General features: G+C 66.6%; 19 protein-coding genes and 1 tRNA gene. 3 read left to right on the top strand and 17 right to left on the bottom strand.

What is annotated here, in order from left to right; all coding sequences use genetic code 11:
• Window positions 1–4: 4 nt before the first annotated feature.
• Entirely contained in the window at window positions 5–1,417 is a 1,413-nt protein-coding gene (locus ACS5NL_RS17600) for a sensor histidine kinase (protein ID WP_439355195.1), read from the bottom strand.
• A gap of 109 nt (window positions 1,418–1,526) precedes the next feature.
• Between ACS5NL_RS17600 and ACS5NL_RS17605 the strand changes: the two genes are divergently transcribed.
• Window positions 1,527–1,618, top strand: a tRNA-Ser gene (locus ACS5NL_RS17605).
• A gap of 143 nt (window positions 1,619–1,761) precedes the next feature.
• On the opposite strand, the gene ACS5NL_RS17610 is transcribed toward ACS5NL_RS17605, so the two are convergent.
• From ACS5NL_RS17610 to ACS5NL_RS17660, 11 genes are all read right to left on the bottom strand, one after another.
• A complete protein-coding gene (locus ACS5NL_RS17610) occupies window positions 1,762–2,094 on the bottom strand; it encodes a hypothetical protein (protein ID WP_439355196.1) in 333 nt (110 codons plus the stop codon).
• A gap of 341 nt (window positions 2,095–2,435) precedes the next feature.
• The gene (locus ACS5NL_RS17615; RefSeq protein ID WP_439355197.1) at window positions 2,436–2,678 is read right to left on the bottom strand and encodes a hypothetical protein; all 243 of its coding nucleotides are present in this window, start codon (window positions 2,676–2,678) and stop codon (window positions 2,436–2,438) included.
• Window positions 2,679–2,742: 64 nt separating this feature from the next.
• On the bottom strand, window positions 2,743–3,540 hold the full coding sequence (locus ACS5NL_RS17620; RefSeq protein WP_439355198.1) for a hypothetical protein: 798 nt from the start codon (window positions 3,538–3,540) through the stop codon (window positions 2,743–2,745).
• Window positions 3,541–3,644: 104 nt separating this feature from the next.
• Window positions 3,645–4,637, bottom strand: a complete 993-nt coding sequence (locus ACS5NL_RS17625; RefSeq protein ID WP_439355199.1) for a plasmid recombination protein — start codon at window positions 4,635–4,637, stop codon at window positions 3,645–3,647.
• The gene (locus tag ACS5NL_RS17630; RefSeq protein WP_439355200.1) at window positions 4,634–4,933 is read right to left on the bottom strand and encodes a hypothetical protein; all 300 of its coding nucleotides are present in this window, start codon (window positions 4,931–4,933) and stop codon (window positions 4,634–4,636) included. The genes ACS5NL_RS17625 and ACS5NL_RS17630 overlap by 4 nt, the downstream gene beginning before the upstream one ends.
• A complete protein-coding gene (locus ACS5NL_RS17635; protein ID WP_439355201.1) occupies window positions 4,930–5,136 on the bottom strand; it encodes a DNA-binding protein in 207 nt (68 codons plus the stop codon). The genes ACS5NL_RS17630 and ACS5NL_RS17635 overlap by 4 nt, the downstream gene beginning before the upstream one ends.
• A 219-nt stretch (window positions 5,137–5,355) precedes the next feature.
• Window positions 5,356–5,586: a hypothetical protein gene (locus ACS5NL_RS17640; RefSeq protein WP_439355202.1), complete on the bottom strand. Its 231-nt coding sequence runs from the start codon at window positions 5,584–5,586 to the stop codon at window positions 5,356–5,358.
• A 12-nt stretch (window positions 5,587–5,598) separates the two neighbouring features.
• Window positions 5,599–6,975: a tyrosine-type recombinase/integrase gene (locus ACS5NL_RS17645; RefSeq protein WP_439355203.1), complete on the bottom strand. Its 1,377-nt coding sequence runs from the start codon at window positions 6,973–6,975 to the stop codon at window positions 5,599–5,601.
• Between the two features lie 311 nt (window positions 6,976–7,286).
• The gene (locus ACS5NL_RS17650) at window positions 7,287–8,066 is read right to left on the bottom strand and encodes an NUDIX hydrolase (protein ID WP_439355204.1); all 780 of its coding nucleotides are present in this window, start codon (window positions 8,064–8,066) and stop codon (window positions 7,287–7,289) included.
• Window positions 8,067–8,071: 5 nt separating this feature from the next.
• Entirely contained in the window at window positions 8,072–8,596 is a 525-nt protein-coding gene (locus ACS5NL_RS17655; RefSeq protein WP_439355205.1) for a DUF2889 domain-containing protein, read from the bottom strand.
• Window positions 8,597–8,700: 104 nt separating this feature from the next.
• Entirely contained in the window at window positions 8,701–9,900 is a 1,200-nt protein-coding gene (locus ACS5NL_RS17660) for a multidrug effflux MFS transporter (protein WP_439355206.1), read from the bottom strand.
• A gap of 102 nt (window positions 9,901–10,002) precedes the next feature.
• Here ACS5NL_RS17660 and ACS5NL_RS17665 point away from each other — a divergent pair, with 102 nt between their 5' ends.
• Window positions 10,003–10,470, top strand: a complete 468-nt coding sequence (locus ACS5NL_RS17665) for an EVE domain-containing protein (protein WP_439355207.1) — start codon at window positions 10,003–10,005, stop codon at window positions 10,468–10,470.
• Between the two features lie 20 nt (window positions 10,471–10,490).
• Here ACS5NL_RS17665 and ACS5NL_RS17670 read toward each other — a convergent pair whose 3' ends face one another.
• The 4 genes from ACS5NL_RS17670 to imuA form a co-directional block, all read right to left on the bottom strand.
• Window positions 10,491–10,769 carry a DUF2277 domain-containing protein gene (locus ACS5NL_RS17670; RefSeq protein ID WP_439355208.1) on the bottom strand — a complete coding sequence of 93 codons (279 nt, stop codon included), beginning with the start codon at window positions 10,767–10,769 and terminating at the stop codon, window positions 10,491–10,493.
• A gap of 62 nt (window positions 10,770–10,831) precedes the next feature.
• Window positions 10,832–13,954 carry an error-prone DNA polymerase gene (locus ACS5NL_RS17675; RefSeq protein ID WP_439355209.1) on the bottom strand — a complete coding sequence of 1,041 codons (3,123 nt, stop codon included), beginning with the start codon at window positions 13,952–13,954 and terminating at the stop codon, window positions 10,832–10,834.
• Window positions 13,951–15,255 (bottom strand): Y-family DNA polymerase, encoded by a 1,305-nt coding sequence (locus tag ACS5NL_RS17680; protein ID WP_439355210.1) that lies wholly within the window; start codon window positions 15,253–15,255, stop codon window positions 13,951–13,953. The genes ACS5NL_RS17675 and ACS5NL_RS17680 overlap by 4 nt, the downstream gene beginning before the upstream one ends.
• A complete protein-coding gene (imuA, locus tag ACS5NL_RS17685; RefSeq protein WP_439355212.1) occupies window positions 15,200–16,078 on the bottom strand; it encodes a translesion DNA synthesis-associated protein ImuA in 879 nt (292 codons plus the stop codon). Before imuA ends, ACS5NL_RS17680 begins: the two co-directional genes overlap by 56 nt.
• Before the next feature lie 155 nt (window positions 16,079–16,233).
• Between imuA and rpoH the strand changes: the two genes are divergently transcribed.
• Complete coding sequence (rpoH, locus tag ACS5NL_RS17690; protein WP_439355213.1) at window positions 16,234–17,190, top strand: RNA polymerase sigma factor RpoH; 957 nt, start codon at window positions 16,234–16,236, stop codon at window positions 17,188–17,190.
• A 61-nt stretch (window positions 17,191–17,251) separates the two neighbouring features.
• Here rpoH and lysS read toward each other — a convergent pair whose 3' ends face one another.
• Entirely contained in the window at window positions 17,252–18,799 is a 1,548-nt protein-coding gene (gene lysS / locus ACS5NL_RS17695; protein WP_439355214.1) for a lysine--tRNA ligase, read from the bottom strand.
• Between the last annotated feature and the right edge of the window lie 37 nt (window positions 18,800–18,836).

Genomic DNA, 18,836 nt, shown 5'->3' on the forward strand with positions numbered 1-18,836 from the left:
GGCTTCAGGTCGGCACGTCCGGCATGCCCTGTTCCTGCGTGTAGATCGGCAGCATCACCCGGAACACACTGCCCCGGTTCGCCTCGGAAGAAAGCGCAAGCTGATAGCCCATCATCGTGGCCAGCTTGGACACGATGGTCAGCCCCAGGCCCAGGCTGTCCTCGGTGCCGTGGTGCTGGGACACACGGAAAAACTCCTGGAAGATCGCCTGCTGGTGCTCACGGGCGATGCCCACGCCAGTGTCCCAGACCTCGAACAGCAGCATGTCTTCCCGCTGCCGCAGGCTCAGCAACACGCCGCCCTTGCTCGTGTGCTTGAGGGCATTGGACAGCAGGTTGCCCAGAATGCGGCGCAACACCACCGGGTCACCCCAGATCTGCCGCGGCTGCGTGTGGGTCTTGAGCTTGATCGACTTGCCCGCCGCCACCGGCGAGAACTGCAGCGCGAGATCGGCGAACAGCTGCTGGACGTCCACATGCTGCAGCCGCACCTTGTAGTTGCCGGCGTCGATGCGGGTCAGGTCGAACAGCGAGTCGAACAGCTCGTTGATCGCCCGGGTCGACTGCAGGATGCGCGGTGAAATCTCGCGAGCCATGTCCGGCTCGGTCGCCAGCCAGTCGGCATACAGGCTCAGCGCATGCACCGGCTGGCGCAGGTCGTGCGCAGCCGAGGCCAGAAACCGGTTCTTGGTCGCCACCGCGCGCAACGAGGCGCGGGTCTGCTGGGTCAGCGAGTCGATCAGTTCCTGATTGGAAAACTGCAACTCGAAGCTGGAACGGTAGACCTGGTGCAGGCGCTTGCCCGCCGACATCAGCAGCCACCAGAACAGGGCCAGCATCGCCAGCAACCCGGCGCTGGTGCGCAGCGGCATGGCGGTCGCACTGCGGTTGGTCAGCGCGTCGACCACCAGACACAGCGCCACGACCACCACCACGGCATTCGCATAGCGACGGAACACCGGCAGATAGGAACTGAACGAGACCAGTGTGATCAGGCCCTGTCCGAGCACCAGCATGCCGCAGATGAACTGGACGCCGATGCTGGCCCGGCCATAGCTCAGGCCCACCACGCTGCCCCACAACACGCCGATCACGCCCCAGGACCACTGGTAGCGCTTGATGAAGGCCATGCGCTGGGGACCTTCCTGGCTGTCGAAACGCAAGCGGTAGATGCCCAGCATGCGGTAGCGGAACGCGACCATGCAGAGCAGCGCGGTCGCCCAGGCGGCCAGCAGATAGCCGTTGACCTCGTTCCACAACATGAACACCACCAGCGGGATGGCCAGCAGCGCAGCACCCAGCGTCGGCATCACGTTGTCCATCAGGACCGCGATCAGCCGCGAGTTCACCCATTGGTCACGGACTTCGGCGGTGGCCGGCACGTGCTGGTAGGTGACTGGCTGGGTGTCGACAAGCATGGAGGGGCTCAGTGGCGGGCATTGTCGCACCGCACACCATGTTGTGAAGCCCGGAAAAGCAACACAAAAATGCCGTCCCGGCTGCTGCTAGAATCATGGGCTTCGACACGGAGAGATGGCAGAGTGGTCGAATGCACCGGATTCGAAATCCGGCGTACAGGTATTCCTGTACCGAGGGTTCGAATCCCTCTCTCTCCGCCAGGAACAAGGCCCCGGCGCTATATTTTATGTAGCGTCCGGGGCATTTTGTTTTTGGCAGCAAGCGCTCATGTAGCCACCATGTAGCCAGCGGCACCGGGTTTTGAGCATCCGTGGACTCAATTGCCAGCGCTTCCGTCGCACCGTCACACGTTGTCCTTCAACCAGGACAGTTCGATCAGTCGCCACTTGTCCGGGCCGGTCTTGCGCACAGTGCAGAAGTAGGTGGAGCGCAGCATGGCGCCGAATGCGTTCTGCGAGTCCACATAGCCGACCGACTCCCAGGTGTTCGCCGGGCCATCCTTCGCAGGCTGTGCAGCGACCGAGCTGACGGGCTCGAACTTCGCTGTGGCTGGTGCCTTGAGCTGCTTGGCGACGAACTTCTGACAGATCGCTTTCGCGTTCAGGTGGTCGTCGTCTGCATGCGCGGTCAGGCAGGCAAGAGCTGCGGCGATGGCGGTGGTGATAGCGTGTTTCACGATGGCTCCCCTTATGGTTCGAGACCCATCATAGGGATCATCAACAGTCGGTCACGACAACGCGTCGGAGTCTGGCTTGGGTGGTGCATCTGGCGCGTCGTCAGGCCCATAGCACGCCAGCCCCAAGAACGGCACCGCCCTGCCCCTTGTCGCCCTCACATGGCCTGTCAGGCGATCCAGGTAGGCGCTGGCGCTCTCCCCGTCTTCCCGGTGTAGGTCGATGCCGTCCACTGAAGTGATGCTTTCGGGATCGAAGCCAGCACCATGCACGATGACCAATGCAGGACGTGGCCCGTCTGGTTCCGCCTGCTCAAGCCGGGCGATGCGTTTCTCCAAGGGCCTCATGTGTTGCCCTCAAGGTCGCTGATGCGCGCTTCAAGGTCGCTTGTCTCGATACAGCGGGACAGGATTTGCAAGACGTTCGCCAGGCGGGACACGTCGCCCACGTCGCGTTGTCCGTTCTTGCCCTCACGATAGAGGCGGGCCAGCTCGCGGCGCACATCGTCAGCAGTCGCCAGCTTGAGCCTGAGACGGGGGGGTGCCTGCTCGGATGCAGGCGGGGCGGGTTGTTTGAGCTTGGGCATGGTGTCATTCAAAGCCGGTAGGGACCCCGTAGCGCAGCGCTCAGCGCCACGGGGTGGATTTGCCTTAGGCCAGCGCCGGGATGCGTCCATCGGTCTGTTGCTGGGCTTGCTGAGCGCGTGCAACATCGAACTTGCCGTACCCGAGTGCAGCAGCAGCGCCAATGCGCTTGGGATCAGCCACCAGGAAAGCCAGCAGGGCGGCACGACTCCAACCAGTGAGGCCATGCAAGATTCCGACGAGCTGCGCCAGACCACGCACGGCCCACTGTGCAGCCTCCTTTTCGCGGTCAATGGTCACAGCCTCACCAGGATTCGCAACACGTGCGGCCTGTGCCCATGCGCCACGGAAAAATTCCGTCTCCCGCTCAAGCGGCAACGGTGTCGGGCTGCGCATGAGTGCGATGCTCAGACGGCTGTATTTGGTGGCCGCCTCTTCGCCGCCCTTGGTGATTTCGGCCATCACTTCATTCCGGTCCCCAAGCGAGAGACTGCGCCACCACTGCCGAGTCTCCACGTCCTCGATTGCCACAGCGGTAGCGCCATCGTGCAACGTCGGCACAGCCAACAGTCGGGCCTCGCGTTCGGCTGTTGCCTGCTGATAGGCGGCCAGCGTCGCATGGGCGAAGCAAACAGCATCCCAGACCTTGGAATACTTCGGCTGAAGCTTGTTCTGCCTGCCAACGCTGGACAGGTCGTTATCACCAACGATGGCAGCTTTGTCCAAAGCCAGCCCGTTCATCAGCTCAAGAAGCATCAGAAATGCACTGTGCGGGACAGTCCCAGCGATGCCGAGCCGTTCGGGGTTGTCCTGCGTGAGTGCGTAGCCGCCGTGGGCCAAGGTATAGGTCTTGTCGTTGTTCATTGGGAAAGGCTTTCAAGTTGGTTTGACCAGGTGGTCGGAATGAGGACGCGAACAGTTGGTGTGCGGTGCAGGTGGGCCGCACCCTTGGATATGCCGGTGGTGGGTCATGCGATGAACCCGAGCGGCTGCTGAGTTGAGTGGCGGTATGCGCCGTAGCCGCCGATGCGGTGGCAGTGCCGTCCTGCCGATGCCTCTCGGGTGGTCACTGTCGTGGCTTCTGTCACTGAAACCAACAGCTCGGGCGGGGCGAACCCTACAGGACATAGGCTTCGGTGTTTCGGCGATGCGACAGCAAACCCTATAGGGTTTGGTTTCTCCACCTTCGGGCCGCGTCCTGGGCTTGTGAAGATTTGAGCCATGGTCTTTTGGACCGCCTTCGGCTTCACCACGTCGCGACTGATCCCCAAGGCAGCCATGTAGGGCGCTGGATCGGCTTTGACTGCATCGCGGACCACATCCCACACAGCGCTGCGCAAAATCGCGTCATTGGTCGATTCAAGCCGTGCCATCACCATCTGTGCACCAGTGGCCCGCGATGTGCCGGACAGCTTCACAGGTGGCGGCTTCATGCCGAACTCTTTTGCGACTGGCGCAAACGAGGCGTGCAGCTTCGCGGTAGCGGGCCGGGTAATCAGCGAGCTGCCCACCATGCGGCCACAGATCAGCGGCAGCACAAGGACATGACAGTGAGGGGCAGACTGGTCGTGGTGGATATCTGCCGTCAGCACGTTGTCGGCGCCGAACTGCTCACCCACCCACACCACGCACCGACGGAAAAACGCCCCGACGTTCACCGTGGTGTCAGGCGACAGCGAATAGACCAGTTCGACGGCTTGGCAATGATCCCGGCGCAGCTTGCCCACCCCAGCAGCAGCCATGCGCGCCTGAGCCAGCGGCACCACGGCATCGGGATCAACCGGCCCCGCAATGACTTCATTCAGATAGGTGCGTGCCGGATCGATGTTCCCATGCGCTCCGAGTTCTGCCTGAATCTGTCGCCGGTTGTGGCGCACGGCCTGTTGCAATGTTGAAGGTTTGTGCGCACCGAGTTTTGACAGACCGACAGCGCCCACCCTCATGACGTAGGTGCCGGTCACGCTGTATTGCCCTTGATGCGGTTCGACAGCCACCGGTAGAAAAGGCGGCGGTCGGCGGCGGTCAAGCTGTACTGCCCTGCTCTGACCTTGCGCCCGTCTCGGTCGGTGACCGTCACCAGCTTGCAGGGCAGTTCAAGCCCTTGCCTGCGGAGCTGCGCAACCACGTCGGGGCCATTGGATGCACCGGCCACGGCGTCGACTTCTTCGCGCCAAAGATTGCGACGCAGCAGTTCCAAAATTGCACGGAGCTGGCGCGGGTTTTCGGAGCCTTGGAAGACTTTTCGGAGGGTGCTCATGCCACCCCCAGCAAACGGCGCAGGTCTTCCGTTTTCCAGGCGAGCCGGCCGTTCACCCGCAGCGGACGCAAAGGGCCATCCTCGCGCATCGCCCACAGCCGCAACGTTTGGCACTTGCGATTCAAATGGAAAGCGGCTTCGGGAGTCGGTAGGGTGGCGCGGGTTTCATGCGCCAGCGATGGATATCGAGAATGGTCGTTCATGGCATTGATCCAGGTCGGTGTAACTGACCTGCTGCCGATGAAAAATGGACGGCAACAGGTGACTGTTGAGCCGTCCATCCAGACTATTCGTTGGGTCGCCTACAGAGGGCATCCACCCGAGCTATCCCGCTCCGAGCTGTAGTGCAAAGCCAACCGGGCTATGTGGGGGTTATTTAAGTTCAACCCAAAAACGAGAGCAAGCGACTTGTGCAAATTTCTTTAACAAGACATCAACCAAAGTCGCTCCGCACGTGCGTCCAAAGCTTCGTCCACCCACTCCCTGACCTTCTTTTCCTGATCAGCACGCGACAGCGCCACGAACCATGGGTGGGTGTGCCCCACACCGTAAGCGGCGCGCACCAGACGTTGTGTGCGGCGCTGTTCGCGTGCTGCGAAGTCAGCAAGATTGAAGCCATTGGGCTGTTGGGAGTCGTGTGTTTTCAGGTCCATGGTGTTTTCCTCTCAGTTGTTGACGACGCGCAGCCCACCAGCGGCGGCGGTCTTGGGGTCGAACTCAACCCCGGCTTGCTCAAGCATCCACGCAGTGATTTTTTCGTGCCACACTCTGAGCAAGTCCAAGGGGCGGGCGCGGTAGTGCTTTTCAGCGGTGGCGCTGGGCTTGTGTCCCATGAGCTGAGCCACCACACCAGCCGGGCACTCCACCCACTCCGCAAGCGAGCCAAACGAGCGCCTGAGCCCATGAAGCGACACATGGGGCAGCCCACCAGCGGCAAGGGCCTTTCGGTGGTTGTAGGCCGCTGTATCGCCAATGCCGGGGGCTGCAGCTCCGGCACCAAACACCCAAGGGCCACGCCTGGGCAATTGAGCCAGGATGTGAGCAAGGTAGGCCGGGCACGGGATCACGCGCAGTCCGTCCACCTTGTCCCGAATGGACATGCTCCCGCCGAATCGAAAATCTACGTCTTCCCATGCAAGGTGCGACAGCTCATTTTTGCGAGCCCCGGTCAACAGTAGCGCCAGCAGATAGGCGCGGGGGTAGGGGTTGGCATCAGACAGCACGCCTGCGAACCATGCGGGTAGGTGTTCGCGCTGCAACACATCATCTTTCGGGGTCTGCTTGCGGATCAGCCGGCGCACGTCCTTGGGCTTGTGCGCTTCTGGCTTTGCGATGGCCGAATACACCGCGTGTTCAGCGCACCAGTTCAAGAAGCCCCGCAACAGGCGAAACGCCAGCGCGGCACGTGCGGGCCGATGGGCGTTTTCTTCTTTGAGCCACTGAGCCACAGCGGGCGCGTCAATCTTCACCAGCGGGCGGGACAGCAACGGGTGCAGCGGTCCCGGCTGGGTCACACCCTTGGTTTTTCGCTTGTAGGCCACGCCACCAGCGGTAGACATGGTGTCATGGTCTGCGGCGTGTCGGGTGCCCCACGGCCCGCGCTCGGTGAAACCCACCTCGCGCCCCTCTTTGACGTATTCGGCCCATGCCTCCAGGCCGGTCAATCTCTCCCGGACAACGATGGATTGCAGGCGCTGGCGTTCGGCGGTATCTGCGGCATCCTTCTGGCGCTTCACTTCGCGGGGGTCTGCCCCGTTGTCCAGTTCCACAGCCAAGCGGCGGGCTTCGGTGCGGGCCTGTTCAATGGTCCATGACTTCACGTCGCCGATGGTGCGGCGAATGGTCTGCCGGTTCAGCTTGGACTCGAACACAAACGACTTCGCGCCGGCAACCGTCACGCGCACGCGCAGGCCGGGCGCTTCGGTGTCGCGCATGAACGCCTGTTGCTTGCCTGCTGGGCACGTCAGACGCTCGATTGCACCCGCCGACAGGCTCACCCGTTCGGACAAGTCGGGTGCGTCGCTTTTCTTCGGTCTGGCCATGCTGCTTGATCCTGGTTGGGTGGCTGCACCTTGGGTCCATGTAGCCACCATGTAGCCACTTTTGCCCAATTTTGATGCATTTCGATCAACAGTCGCAACTGTTCACCCGTCCAGTATAACCAACTAAGCTGTTGATTTATATTGATTTTATAAACACAGATCAACATCAACAAACAGCACATTTGCCGGATTCGAAATCCGGCGTACAGGTATTCCTGTACCGAGGGTTCGAATCCCTCTCTCTCCGCCAGGAATTCGTTCCGCAGCAACGCCCACACCAGTGGGCGTTGCTGTTTCTGCAGGTCCCCGGATCAGCCCAGCAGGGCCGGCAACCCGCCCTCCGGCTCGAAGCGGCGGTTGCGGAAGCGCAGGCGGGTCGGCCCCTCCCACGCGGCTTCGCGCACCGGGTGCAGCGGATCACCCGGATAACAGATCACCCGCTCGCCGCTCTCGTCGAACGGATGCGGCTCGATCAGGGCCGGCGGACGCTGCCGGGCGGCGGCCATGGCCTGGGCCACATCGCGGACGCGCGCCAGCTGGACCAGGCTCATGATCTGCGGCGGCGCCAGGTCGATCTCACCGGCCCAGTAACGCTGCAGCCCGTCCCGGGGCAACACCCACACCGTCTCGGTCGCCTCGAAGTCGTCGTGCACCGCCTGCTGCCCCAGCGGCGCCGGAGCAACGAAGAAGCGGGTGTCAAAACGCTTGCGCGACACCGAAGGCTGGCGCGGTGTGATCCAGCGCGACCAGGGCCACAGCGTGTCCACCGGCAGGTCGAGTCCGCACTCCTCGCGGGTTTCGCGCACGGCGGCCGTGAACAGTCCTCTCGCCACGGCGGGCGACAGCGTGGGTTCACCCAGGGTGTCGGGGTACCACGAGGACGCCCGTGGCTCGCCCCGGATGACGGTCTCACCATCGGCCGCGTCGAGCTTGCCGCCGGGAAACACATGCACGCCGCCCAGCACGCCCGAGTCGCCGTGCCGGCGCACCATCAGCACCTCCAGGCCCTGCGCCCCGTCGCGCAGCACCATCACGGTCGAGGAATCGATCGGTGCGGTGTCGACCGCGTCGAAGTGGATCTCCAGTGCCATGCGGCTCAGCCTGCGTTTCTGGCCGGCGGCTGCCAGCGGAAGAACATCGGATAGACCTTCTCGACCACCGGCCCATCGAAGGCCCAGGCCTTGCACTGGCCCAGGTGCATGGGCGGCCGACCGTCGCCGGCGGGCGCGAACGACGAGGCCTTGGTCTGGAAGGCTGCGGTCGCGAGGTTGAACAGCAGTTCGCGCAGGTGGGTGCAGCCGACCGTGCCGCCGAGATGGCGCTCGATGGTCTTGCGCCAGCCCTTGCCGAGGGTCTCGCCGATCAGGCCCTGCATCGGCGGCATGGCCTGCGGGCAGGGGTCGTGCGGGTGCGCGTCCATGCACGCCACGACGTCGCGGATCACCATGGCCTCATCCAGCGTCACGCGGATGCTCATCTGGTGGATCGCCTCGCCGGGCGCCCACTCGCCCTCGCCTTCGATCTCGAACGCGTAGGGCTTGGTGTCGAGCAGGTCGCCTTCGATGTCCCAAAGGCCGTCGTCGCGGCGGAAGCCGCGGTACTCGACGCGGCGGGTGTGCATCAGGGAACGGGGAGCGGGCGGTGGCAGCGGCAAGACGGACCTCGGCAGGTGGGACGAAAGCCGGTCATTTTCCCCGATGGACCGGTGAAGGGCTGTCGCCGGTGTCAGTGGCGCGGCCGGCGGTGCAGCGCCCATTGCGCCAGGGCACCACAGAGTGCGAAGCCGATCATCAGCCAGCCCAGGTTGCCGGCGCCGTCGTGCGGAAACAGGCCGACGGCAAAACCGCCGACCGCGCCAGTGAGCTGCTGCGACAGCCCCGCCACCGCCGCGGCCGACCCGGCCAGCGCGGGCACCAGGCCCACCGTGCCCGCCAGCGCCGGCGGCACCAGCAGGCCGTGCCCGACACCCAGCAGGGTCAGCGGCAGCGCGAACGCCAGCGGCGAGCGCCAGCCCGCATAGGCCAGCACCAGCATCAATGCAATCCCGCCCAGGGTCAGCGCCTGGCCCCAGCGCATCATGGGCACCGGCCCGGTGCCCATCGCCAGCCGCGCCGCCAGGAAGTTGCCCACGATGTACGCGCCGGGCACGCACATGATGTAGAAGCCGATGCCGTCGGGCTTCACGCCATAGCTGCCCAGCACGATCGGCGCGCCACCGAGGAAGGCGTAGAAGGTCGCCGTGGTCATCGCCAGGATCGCCACGTGCAGCAGGAAGGAAGGCTCGCGCGCCAGCCGGGCGTAGGAGCCCAGCATCGCGGTCAGCCAGTGCGGCTGCGCGGTGGACGACGGCTGGTGGTCGGGCAGGCCGCGCCAGGCCGCCACGAACAGCACCGCCGCCAGCACCGCCATCACGACGAAGTTGGCCTGCCAGCCCAGGCGCACGTGCAGCTGCCCGCCGAGGATGGTCGCCAGCGGCGGGCACAGGCCCATCGCCATGCCGACATAGGCCATCACGCGGGTGCGCTCCGGGCCGGCGAACAGGTCCTGCACCATGGCGCGCCCGACCACCATGCCCGCCGCCGCACCCGCGCCCTGCAGGATGCGCGCGGCCACCAGCAGCGGCAGGCTCGGCGCCAGCGCGGCCAGCACCGAACCGGTGAACGACACCGAGAGCCCGAACAGCAGCACGCGCTTGCGGCCCAGCCGGTCCGACAGCGGGCCGTAGAGCAGTTGCAGCGATCCGTAGGTCACGACGTAGCCGCTGAAACTCAGCTGCACCGCCGCCTGCGAGCGGCCGAAGATCGCGCCCCACTCCTGCATCGAGGGCAGGCAGATGGTCATGGCCAGCAGGCCGAAGGCGAGCTGCGCCAGCAGGTTGGCGATCAGCCAGCCGTGCGGCTGGGGGCGTGCGGAGGATTCGGTCATGCGGGCGGGGCTGCGGGCTCGGCCCGGAGAAAGACCCCGAGGCTACCGCGATTCGCTGACAGGCCCCGTCCGCTGTGCGATACCCCTCGCTAAGATCGCGCCATGACCCAGTACTGGCTGATGAAGTCCGAGCCCGAGGAGTGCTCGATCGACGACGCGCTGGCGGCCCCGCAGGCCACCGTGCCCTGGACCGGCGTGCGCAACTACCAGGCGCGCAACTTCATGCGCGACGCGATGCAGGTCGGCGACGGCGTGCTGTTCTACCACTCCAGTTGCGCCGAACCGGGCATCGTGGGCTTGGCGCGGGTGGCTTCGGACATCCGCCCCGACCCGACGCAGTTCGACCCGGCCTCGGCCTACTTCGATGCGAAGTCGAAGACCGATGCGCCGCGCTGGCTGCTGCGCGACGTGCAGGCGCTGAAGAAGACTCGCCCGGTCGGCCTGCCCGAGCTGCGCGCCACACCGGAGCTTGCCGAGATGGTGGTGCTGCAGCGTGGCAGCCGGCTCTCGATCACGCCGGTGAGCGAGGCGCACTGGCGCTTCATCACGGAGCGGTTGCTGGGCAGCTGAGCGTCACCTCGCCAACGGTGTCATCTGTTTGGCGCGTTGAAACGCAGTGCCGAACGCTCGCGCGCCTTCTGTGCCTCGACCTCGCGGTTCTTCGGTTCGGCATTGGTCACCATCGAGCGGATCAGCCGCCGCGCCGACTCCGCGACCTCCTGCACCGCTCGCTCGAACGCCTCTTCGTTCGCCTTGCTCGGCACGTTGAAGCCGCTGAGCTTGCGCACGAACTGCAGCGAGGCGTCGCGGATCTCCAGCTCGCTGGCCGGTGGCTCGAAGTTGAACAGGGTCTTGATGTTGCGGCACATGGGTCTGGGCTCCTGCGGTGGATGGCGCGATGGTACGAAGCCCGCGCCGCCGCTTCAATGGCTCAATGGAAATCCCGGCTCTCCGTCGCCAGCCGGCCCAGCAATGGAGTGAGGTCTTCCAGCCGGCCGGCGATCAGGTTGCAGACCTCGCCCTCGCGCTGCCAGACGCCATGCACCGCCATCAGCCTTGAGCGGGTGAGCTCGCTGCGCTGGCGCTGGCGCACGGACTTCCAGACGATGACCTGCACCACGCCGGTTTCGTCCTCCAGCGTCACGAACACCACGCCCTGCGAGGTGTCCGGCTGCTGACGGCCGGTGACGATGCCGCAGGCGCGCACCAGGCGTCCGTCGGGCGCGTCCCTGAGCTGTGCGGCGGTCATGAAGCGGCGCTGGTTCAACCGCTCGCGCAAGAGCGCCAGCGGGTGGCGGCGCAGCGTCAGGCCCAGGCTGGCGTAGTCCCACACGATCGCTTCGCCTTCGGGCGCTTCGGGCAGATCGAGCACATCTTCTTCCACTGGCGCATCCCGCAGCAGCGCGGGCGGCGCCTTGAGGGCCACCGCGTCCCAGACCTGCTGGCGGCGGTGGCCGCTCAGGCCCATGAGTGCGTCGGCGGCGGCGAGCTGCTCCATGGTCTGCCGGTCCAGCGCCGCGCGCCGGGCCAGGTCTTCGGTGTCCACGAACGCACCCTGCGCACGCGCCGCCATGAGGCGCTCCCCCTCCGCTGTCGACAGCCCGCTGACCATGCGCAGCCCCAGCCGCACGGCGGCCTGCCCGTCCGCCGACTCCTCCAGCGTGCAGTCCCAGTCGCTGTCCATCACGTCCACCGGCCGCACCTCGACGCCGTGACGCTGCGCGTCCTGCACCAGCTGGCTGGGTGAATAGAAACCCAGCGGCTGGCTGTTGAGCATGGCGGCCAGGAACTCGGCCGGGTGGTGGCGCTTGATCCAGCAGCTGGCGTAGACCAGCAGCGCGAAGCTGGCCGCGTGGCTCTCGGGAAAACCGTAGCTGGAGAAGCCCTTGACCTGCTCAACCACGCGCTGCGCGAAGTCCAGCGGGTAACCGTTGCGCGTCATGCCGTCGATCAGCCGGCGCTCGTAGGCGCCCAGCCCGCCGGTGCGGCGCCAGGCACCCATGGCGCGGCGCAGGCCGTCGGCCTCGCCGGGCGTGAAGTCGGCCGCGATCATGGCGATCTGCATGCACTGCTCCTGGAACACCGGCACGCCCAGCGTGCGCTCCAGCGCGGCCTCCAGCCCCTTGGGGTAGTCGATGTCTTCCTTGCCCTGGCGCCGCCGCAGATACGGGTGCACCGCGCCACCCTGGATCGGGCCGGGCCGCACCAGCGCCACCTCGACCACCAGGTCGTAGAAGCAGCACGGCCGCAGGCGCGGCAGCATCGCCATCTGCGCGCGGCTCTCGATCTGGAACACGCCCACCGTATCGGCGGCGCAGATCATGTCGTAGGTCACCGGGTCTTCGGGCGGGATGTCCTGCATCTGGAACACGAAGCCCTTGCGCTGCCCGATGAAGTCCAGCGACTTGCGGATCGCGGTCAGCATGCCCAGCGCCAGCACGTCGACCTTGAGCAGCCCCATGGCGTCGAGATCGTCCTTGTCCCACTCGATCACCGTGCGGTCGGCCATGGCGGCGTTCTCGATCGGCACCATGCGCGAGAGCGGCATCTGGGTCAGCACGAAGCCACCCGTGTGCTGCGAGAGGTGGCGCGGGAAGCCCATGAGGTCCCCGGTGAGCCGGACCAGCTGGCGCACCTGCAGGCTGTCCGGGTCCAGTCCCGCCTCACGGATGCGTTCGGGCGCGAAACCGTCCTCGCCCCACCAGCGGTGGCCGCTGCCCAGCGCATCGAGCGCGGCCTCGTCAAAACCCAGCGCCTTGCCGACGTCGCGCAGGGCGCTGCGCGGGCGGTAGCTGATGACGGTGGCGGTCAGCGCCGCGCGCTCGCGGCCGTATTTGGCGTAGAGGTACTGGATGACTTCCTCGCGCCGTTCGTGCTCGAAGTCGACATCGATGTCGGGCGGCTCGTTGCGCTCCTTCGAGAGGAAGCGTTCGAACAGCACCGCCGTGCGGTCGGGATCGACCTCGGTCACGCCCAGGCAGTAGCAGACCGCGCTGTTGGCCGCCGAGCCGCGTCCCTGGCAGAGGATGTGCTCCGAGCGCGCGAAGGCGACGATGTCGTACACGGTGAGGAAGTAGTGCTCATAGCCCAGCTCGGCGATCAGCGCCAGCTCGTGCTCGACCTGCTGCTGCACCTTCGCGGACGCGCCCATGGGCCAGCGCCGGCCCATGCCTTCGTAGGCCAGGCGCCGCAGGTAGCTCGCCGGCGTCTCGCCCGCCGGCACCACCTCGCTGGGGTACTGGTAGGCCAGTTCGTCGAGCGAGAAACGGCAGCGTTCCGCCACCTTCAGCGTCTCGGCCAGCAGGGCCTCGGGGTAACACTGCGCCAGCGACAGCCGCGACCGCAGGTGCTGCTCGGCGTTCGGCGCCAGCGCGTGGCCACACGCGGTCAGCGGCTTGCCGACGCGGGTCGCGGTGAGCACGTCCTGCAGCGCCTTGCGCGAGCGCACGTGCATGTGCACGTCGCCCACCGCCACCAGCGGCACCGCCGTGAGCTCGCTGCTCTGGCGCAGCCGGTGCAGGCGCATCTCGTCGTCCATCAGGCGCAGCTGCTCCACGCCCAGCCAGCAGCGCCCCACGAAGTGCTGCAGAAGCCAGCGCGCCACGCTGTCCATCTGCGCCTGCGTGCTGCCGCGCTGCGGTACGGCGATCACCAGGCAGTCGGCCAGCGCATCGGCGCTGATGCGCTCCAGCGTGAGCCGGTACGTGCCCTTGCTCGCCGTGCGGCGCAACCGCGTGATGCACTCGCAGAGGTTGCCGTAGCCGTTCAGGTTGGTGGCCAGCACCACCAGGTTGAACGGCGCGTCGCACTGCATGAACGGCGCGTCGCACTGCACCTGGAACTGGCTGCCCACCAGCAGCGGAAACTGCAGCGCCTTCGCCGCCACATGGGCACGCACGATCCCGGCCAGCGAACACTCGTCGGTCAGCGCCAGCGCGTGGTAGCCCAGCGCATGCGCGCGCTGCACCAGCTCTTCCGGCCGGCTTGCGCCGCGCAGGAAGCTGAAGTTGGAGCAACACAGCAGCTCCGCGTAATCGGGCAGCAGCGTGCTCATGCAAACACTCCGTGCAAAAACCATGCGGGTGATTGATCCAGCCGCGTCTGAAACACCCACAGCACCCCCGCGTGCACCGACTGCGCGACCCAGTAATCGCGCGCCACATGGCGGATCTGTCCCTGCGCCTCGTCGCGGTCCCACCAGCCGCCCTCGACCCGCTGCGGGCCGACAAGCAGCTGCAACTCGCCCTGGTAATACGGCCGGTCGCCGCGCACCAGCAGCTTGAGCGGCGCCGGCAGGATGAAACCGGGCTGCGGCACATCGCTGCCCGGGACCGGCTTGCGGGGCAAGGGTTCGCCCGCCGGCTGCCAGCGGCACATCCACTCGGGGCGGTGGTCTTCGCACAGCACCGGCCGTAGGACACGCTGCGGTCCCAGGCGCACGGCGATGCGCTCCAGCACCAGGGGCAGCGCCTCGCTGCCGGCGTCCTCGTCGGGCAGCCAGGAGGCGCTGTGCTCCTCCAGCGGCTGCACGACGTCGGCGGTGAGTTCCAGGTCACCCACCGGCGCCAGCAGTTCCACCCGGGCCAGGTGCTCGGCCAGCAGACGGCACAGGTGGTCGATCTGGCGCGTGGGTTCTGCCGTGCGCACGGTGAGGCAACCGCCCTCGCCCGCCGACTTCGCGCGCATGGCGTCGTGCGCCCAGTGCAGCGTGAACGCGGTGGTGCCACTGTGGCGCGCCGCCAGCCAGCCGCACAGCGACAGCAGCAGGCGCCGCGCACCGAACAGCAGGGCCGGCGCGTCGTCCACCCGGAACATCAGCTCCAGCCGTTGCGCAAAGCGCTCGGGCGGCTCGATCCACTGGTGCACCTCGGGCGCCCGGCCGTAGATCTGGTCGAGCGCCGCCAGCAGCGGCTGGCCGAAGCGGCGGCCCACGCCCCCCCGCGGCAGCCGCCGCACATCGCCCAGGGTGCGGCAGCCGATGTGCGCCAGCGTGAGCCGGTGCGGGCGCACGGCGCTGAGCGTCTCCATGGGCAGGGCATCGAGCAGTGCCCCCAGCGGTCCGGCCAATCCGTTGGACATGCCGGCACGCGCCAGCGCCAGCGCCGCCAGGCTGTTGGGCGCCCAGGCGATCCGGCCCACACCCAGCTCGGCGCCTTCGGCCTGCACACGCTGGTGCAGCGCATGCCGGCCACCGAACAGGCGCACGCTGGCCGCCAGCTCCATGACCACGGCTTCGTCGGCGACGGCGACCCGGGGCGTGAACTGAAGGGCCCAGAGCGCCAGCGCCTGCAGCGCCGCGTCAGTGGGCCAAGCGCTGTCGTCGGGCGGTGGCAGCAGCAGCGCTGACCAGAGCATGGTCGCTCTCGTGAAAAGCCGGCGCCGTCGGCACCGGTGCGGGTGCACGCGCCGGATCGCGCGGCAGCAGCCGGCTGGGCTGGCGCAGCCGGGGCGTCAGGATCGCGTGCAACGCCGCCGGCATGGCCTGCAGATGCAAGGGCGCCTCCAGCGGCGGCCCCTTGCGCTTGAACACCTCGACCGCCAGGCACCAGTCTGCCTCCACCCGCACCAGCAGCCGCAGTGGTGCGGCCGAGGCACTGCTGGCCTCCTCTGCCGGCCGGCACAGGAACACCGGCGCATCGCCCGCACCGGCCAGCACCTGCAGTCGGCGCAGCTGCTCGGGCCGCGCCTTGGGCAGCCAGGCGATCAGCGCCCCACAGGAACGCCCTTTGAGCAGCTGTTCGGTCGCCCACAGGCGCTCGGCCGGCGTTTCGGCCTGCACCCAGACCAGCTGCTGCTCTGTCACCCCCTCGAAACGCAGACCCGGCAGGTGCGGCGGCTGCGGCGGTCCGACCAGCACCACGCTGCGACCGGCGGCACAGACCCGGGCCAGCGCCGGCCCCAACAACCGCCACTCCAGCGTGCCCCCCTGGGTGCTGAGGATCTCGGTCAACCCCTGACAGGGCCAGCCGCCGCCCGGCAGGGCAGCGTCCAGCGCCTCGAACCCGCTGGGCAGCGTGGCCATGACCGGTCGCCCCAGCTGGTCACCGCGCCAGATCGCCTCTGCCACCGCACGCGGCAACGCCTGTGGCATGGTTTCGCGCGGCAGCCGGCCAGCAACGGCAGCGGACGCGGAAACCTCCGGCAAGTCGCCGGATAGACGCAGGGGCAAGACGGACATGGCAGGTTCAAGGCATCAAATACTGTTTTTATGTACAGTACAAGAAACCGGAGCGATTGTCCATCACAGACTTCACGGTCATGGAACCATTCCTTTAGCACTCACTCAGAGAGAGTGCTAATATTTGAGCGAGACCACTTAGGAGGCTCTTTCTGATGTCCCACACCCTGCTTGCCCCCGCTGCCCTGCCGTCTGCCACGCTGGCCGTTGCCAGCCCGTGGAACCGTTCGCTGACGCTGCCGCCACTGGGCAACCTGGACGCCTACATCTCCGCCGTCAACCGCATGCCGCTGCTGACGCTGGAAGAAGAGCAGTCGGCCGCGCGCCGCCTGCGCGACCACAACGACCTTGATGCCGCCGGGCAGCTGGTGATGTCGCACCTGCGCCTGGTGGTCTCGATCGCCCGCCAGTACCTCGGCTACGGCCTGCCGCACGGCGACCTGATCCAGGAAGGCAACGTCGGCCTGATGAAGGCCGTCAAGCGCTTCGACCCCGAACAGGGCGTGCGCCTGGTCAGCTACGCGATCCACTGGATCAAGGCCGAGATCCACGAATACATCCTGAAGAACTGGCGCATGGTCAAGGTCGCCACGACCAAGGCCCAGCGCAAGCTGTTCTTCAACCTGCGCTCGATGAAGCAGGGTTTCCGCGCCGAGGCACTGGACGGTGACACGCACCGCGAAGCGTTTTCCGACGGCGAGGTCGATCTGGTCGCGCGCGACCTGAAGGTCAAGCCCGAAGAAGTGCGCGAGATGGAAACCCGGCTCTCGGGCGGCGACGTGGTGCTCGACCCCAGCCCCGGCGAGGACGGCGAAGACAGTTTTGGCCCGATCGCCTATCTGGCCGACGCGACCCACGAGCCGACCGCCGTGCTCGAATCGGCGCAGCGCGACGCGCTGGCCACCGAAGGCGTGGCACGCGCCATGGGCGAGCTCGACGACCGCTCGCGCCGCATCGTGACCGAGCGCTGGCTCAAGGTGAACGACGACGGCTCGGGCGGCATGACGCTGCACGAACTGGCGGCCGAGTACGGCGTGAGCGCCGAGCGCATCCGCCAGATCGAGGTCGCGGCCATGAAGAAGATGCGCAAGGCGCTGGCCGAGTTCGCCTGATCCGCCGCGGACCACCCAAAAAGAAACCGCCCGAGGGCGGTTTCTTTTTGTCGGTCTGGGATCAAGCCTCGCGTCGCAGCGCCGGGAACAGGATCACGTCGCGGATGCTGGGCGAGTCGGTCAGCAGCATCATCAGGCGGTCGATGCCGATGCCACAGCCGCCGGCCGGGGGCATGCCGTATTCCAGCGCGCGGATGAAGTCGGCGTCGTAGTACATCGCCTCTTCGTCGCCACCGTCCTTGGCCGCGACCTGCGCATGGAAGCGCGCGGCCTGGTCTTCGGCGTCGTTCAGCTCGGAGAAGGCGTTGCCGAATTCGCGGCCGGTGATGTAGAGCTCGAAGCGCTCGGTCACTTCCGGGCGGTCGTCGTTGGCGCGGGCCAGCGGCGAAATCTCGGTCGGGTGCTCCATGATGAAGGTCGGGTTCCAGAGCTTCTCTTCCACCGTCTCTTCGAAATACAGCACCTGCAGGCTGGCCAGGCTGCGGCTGGACAGCTGGTGCTTCTCTTCGCTCATGCCCAGCTTCTTGAGCGCCGGGATCAGCCAGGCCGTGTCGTCCACGCCGGCACCGGCGTCGGTGTACTTGAGGATGGCTTCGCGGATCGTCAGGCGCTCAAACGGCGAGAACACGTCGACCGGCTGACCGTTGTAGGTCAGCGGCGTGTCGCCGTGCACCTGCTTGACCACGTGGCGGATCAGCTGCTCGTTGAAGTCCATCAGGTCCTGGTAGTTCCAGTACGCCGCGTAGAACTCCATCATGGTGAATTCGGGGTTGTGGCGGACGCTGATGCCTTCGTTGCGGAAGTTGCGGTTGATCTCGAACACACGCTCGAAACCACCCACCAGCAGGCGCTTCAGATACAGCTCGGGCGCGATGCGCAGGAACATTTCCTGGTCCAGCGCGTTGTGGTGCGTCTTGAAGGGCTTGGCGTTGGCACCGCCGGGAATGGGGTGCAGCATGGGCGTTTCGACCTCCAGGAAACCGTGACCGACCATGTAGTCGCGGATGCTGGACAGGGCCTTGCTGCGGGTGACGAAACGGCGGCGCGAGGCCTCGTCGGTCATCAGGTCGACGTAGCGCTGGCGGTATTTGATTTCCTGGTCGGCCACGCCGTGGAACTTGTCGGGCAGCGGGCGCAGGCTCTTGGTGATCAGGCGGATGCTGTCGGCGTGGATCGACAGCTCGCCGGTGCGGGTGCGCATGAGCACGCCCTCGGCCGCGACGATGTCGCCCAGGTCCCAGTGCTTGAACGCGGCCAGCTTCTCCTCGCCCACGCTGTCGGTGTTCAGGTAGAGCTGGATGCGGCCGCCGCTGGGGCCGAAGGACGAATCCTGGATGGTCGCGAAACAGGCCTTGCCCATCACGCGCTTGAGCATCATGCGGCCCGAGACGCTGGCGCGCACCGGGCTGGCTTCCAGCGCTTCCTTGCTCGATTCGCCGTGCGTGGCGAACAGCGCTTCGGCGGTGTCGCGGGGCTTGAAGTCGTTCGGGAAGGCCACGCCCTCGCCGCGCTGCTGCGCTTCGCGCAGGCCTTTGAGTTTCTCGCGCCGCTCCGCAATCAGCTGGTTGTCGTCGGCGGCGGGGATGGCGTGGGCGTGTTCGGTGGTCATGGTGTGGGACAAATAAAAACGGGTTGCGCCCGGAAAG

This window comes from Hydrogenophaga sedimenti, assembly GCF_051857515.1.
Classification (GTDB): Bacteria; Pseudomonadota; Gammaproteobacteria; order Burkholderiales; family Burkholderiaceae_C; genus Hydrogenophaga.

Excerpts from the sequence above, each read along its gene's own strand:
- ACS5NL_RS17635 (WP_439355201.1), bottom strand. The coding sequence starts at position 5,136 with ATGAACGACCATTCTCGATATCCATCGCTGGCGCATGAAACCCGCGCC.
- ACS5NL_RS17675 (WP_439355209.1), bottom strand. The coding sequence starts at position 13,954 with ATGAGCACGCTGCTGCCCGATTACGCGGAGCTGCTGTGTTGCTCCAAC.
- ACS5NL_RS17660 (WP_439355206.1), bottom strand. The coding sequence starts at position 9,900 with ATGACCGAATCCTCCGCACGCCCCCAGCCGCACGGCTGGCTGATCGCC.
- ACS5NL_RS17655 (WP_439355205.1), bottom strand. The coding sequence starts at position 8,596 with ATGCACACCCGCCGCGTCGAGTACCGCGGCTTCCGCCGCGACGACGGC.
- ACS5NL_RS17645 (WP_439355203.1), bottom strand. The coding sequence starts at position 6,975 with ATGGCCAGACCGAAGAAAAGCGACGCACCCGACTTGTCCGAACGGGTG.
- ACS5NL_RS17630 (WP_439355200.1), bottom strand. The coding sequence starts at position 4,933 with ATGAGCACCCTCCGAAAAGTCTTCCAAGGCTCCGAAAACCCGCGCCAG.
- ACS5NL_RS17620 (WP_439355198.1), bottom strand. The coding sequence starts at position 3,540 with ATGAACAACGACAAGACCTATACCTTGGCCCACGGCGGCTACGCACTC.
- rpoH (WP_439355213.1), top strand. The coding sequence starts at position 16,234 with ATGTCCCACACCCTGCTTGCCCCCGCTGCCCTGCCGTCTGCCACGCTG.
- ACS5NL_RS17615 (WP_439355197.1), bottom strand. The coding sequence starts at position 2,678 with ATGCCCAAGCTCAAACAACCCGCCCCGCCTGCATCCGAGCAGGCACCC.
- imuA (WP_439355212.1), bottom strand. The coding sequence starts at position 16,078 with ATGTCCGTCTTGCCCCTGCGTCTATCCGGCGACTTGCCGGAGGTTTCC.
- ACS5NL_RS17600 (WP_439355195.1), bottom strand. The coding sequence starts at position 1,417 with ATGCTTGTCGACACCCAGCCAGTCACCTACCAGCACGTGCCGGCCACC.
- lysS (WP_439355214.1), bottom strand. The coding sequence starts at position 18,799 with ATGACCACCGAACACGCCCACGCCATCCCCGCCGCCGACGACAACCAG.
- ACS5NL_RS17650 (WP_439355204.1), bottom strand. The coding sequence starts at position 8,066 with ATGGCACTGGAGATCCACTTCGACGCGGTCGACACCGCACCGATCGAT.
- ACS5NL_RS17670 (WP_439355208.1), bottom strand. The coding sequence starts at position 10,769 with ATGTGCCGCAACATCAAGACCCTGTTCAACTTCGAGCCACCGGCCAGC.
- ACS5NL_RS17680 (WP_439355210.1), bottom strand. The coding sequence starts at position 15,255 with ATGCTCTGGTCAGCGCTGCTGCTGCCACCGCCCGACGACAGCGCTTGG.
- ACS5NL_RS17640 (WP_439355202.1), bottom strand. The coding sequence starts at position 5,586 with ATGGACCTGAAAACACACGACTCCCAACAGCCCAATGGCTTCAATCTT.
- ACS5NL_RS17665 (WP_439355207.1), top strand. The coding sequence starts at position 10,003 with ATGACCCAGTACTGGCTGATGAAGTCCGAGCCCGAGGAGTGCTCGATC.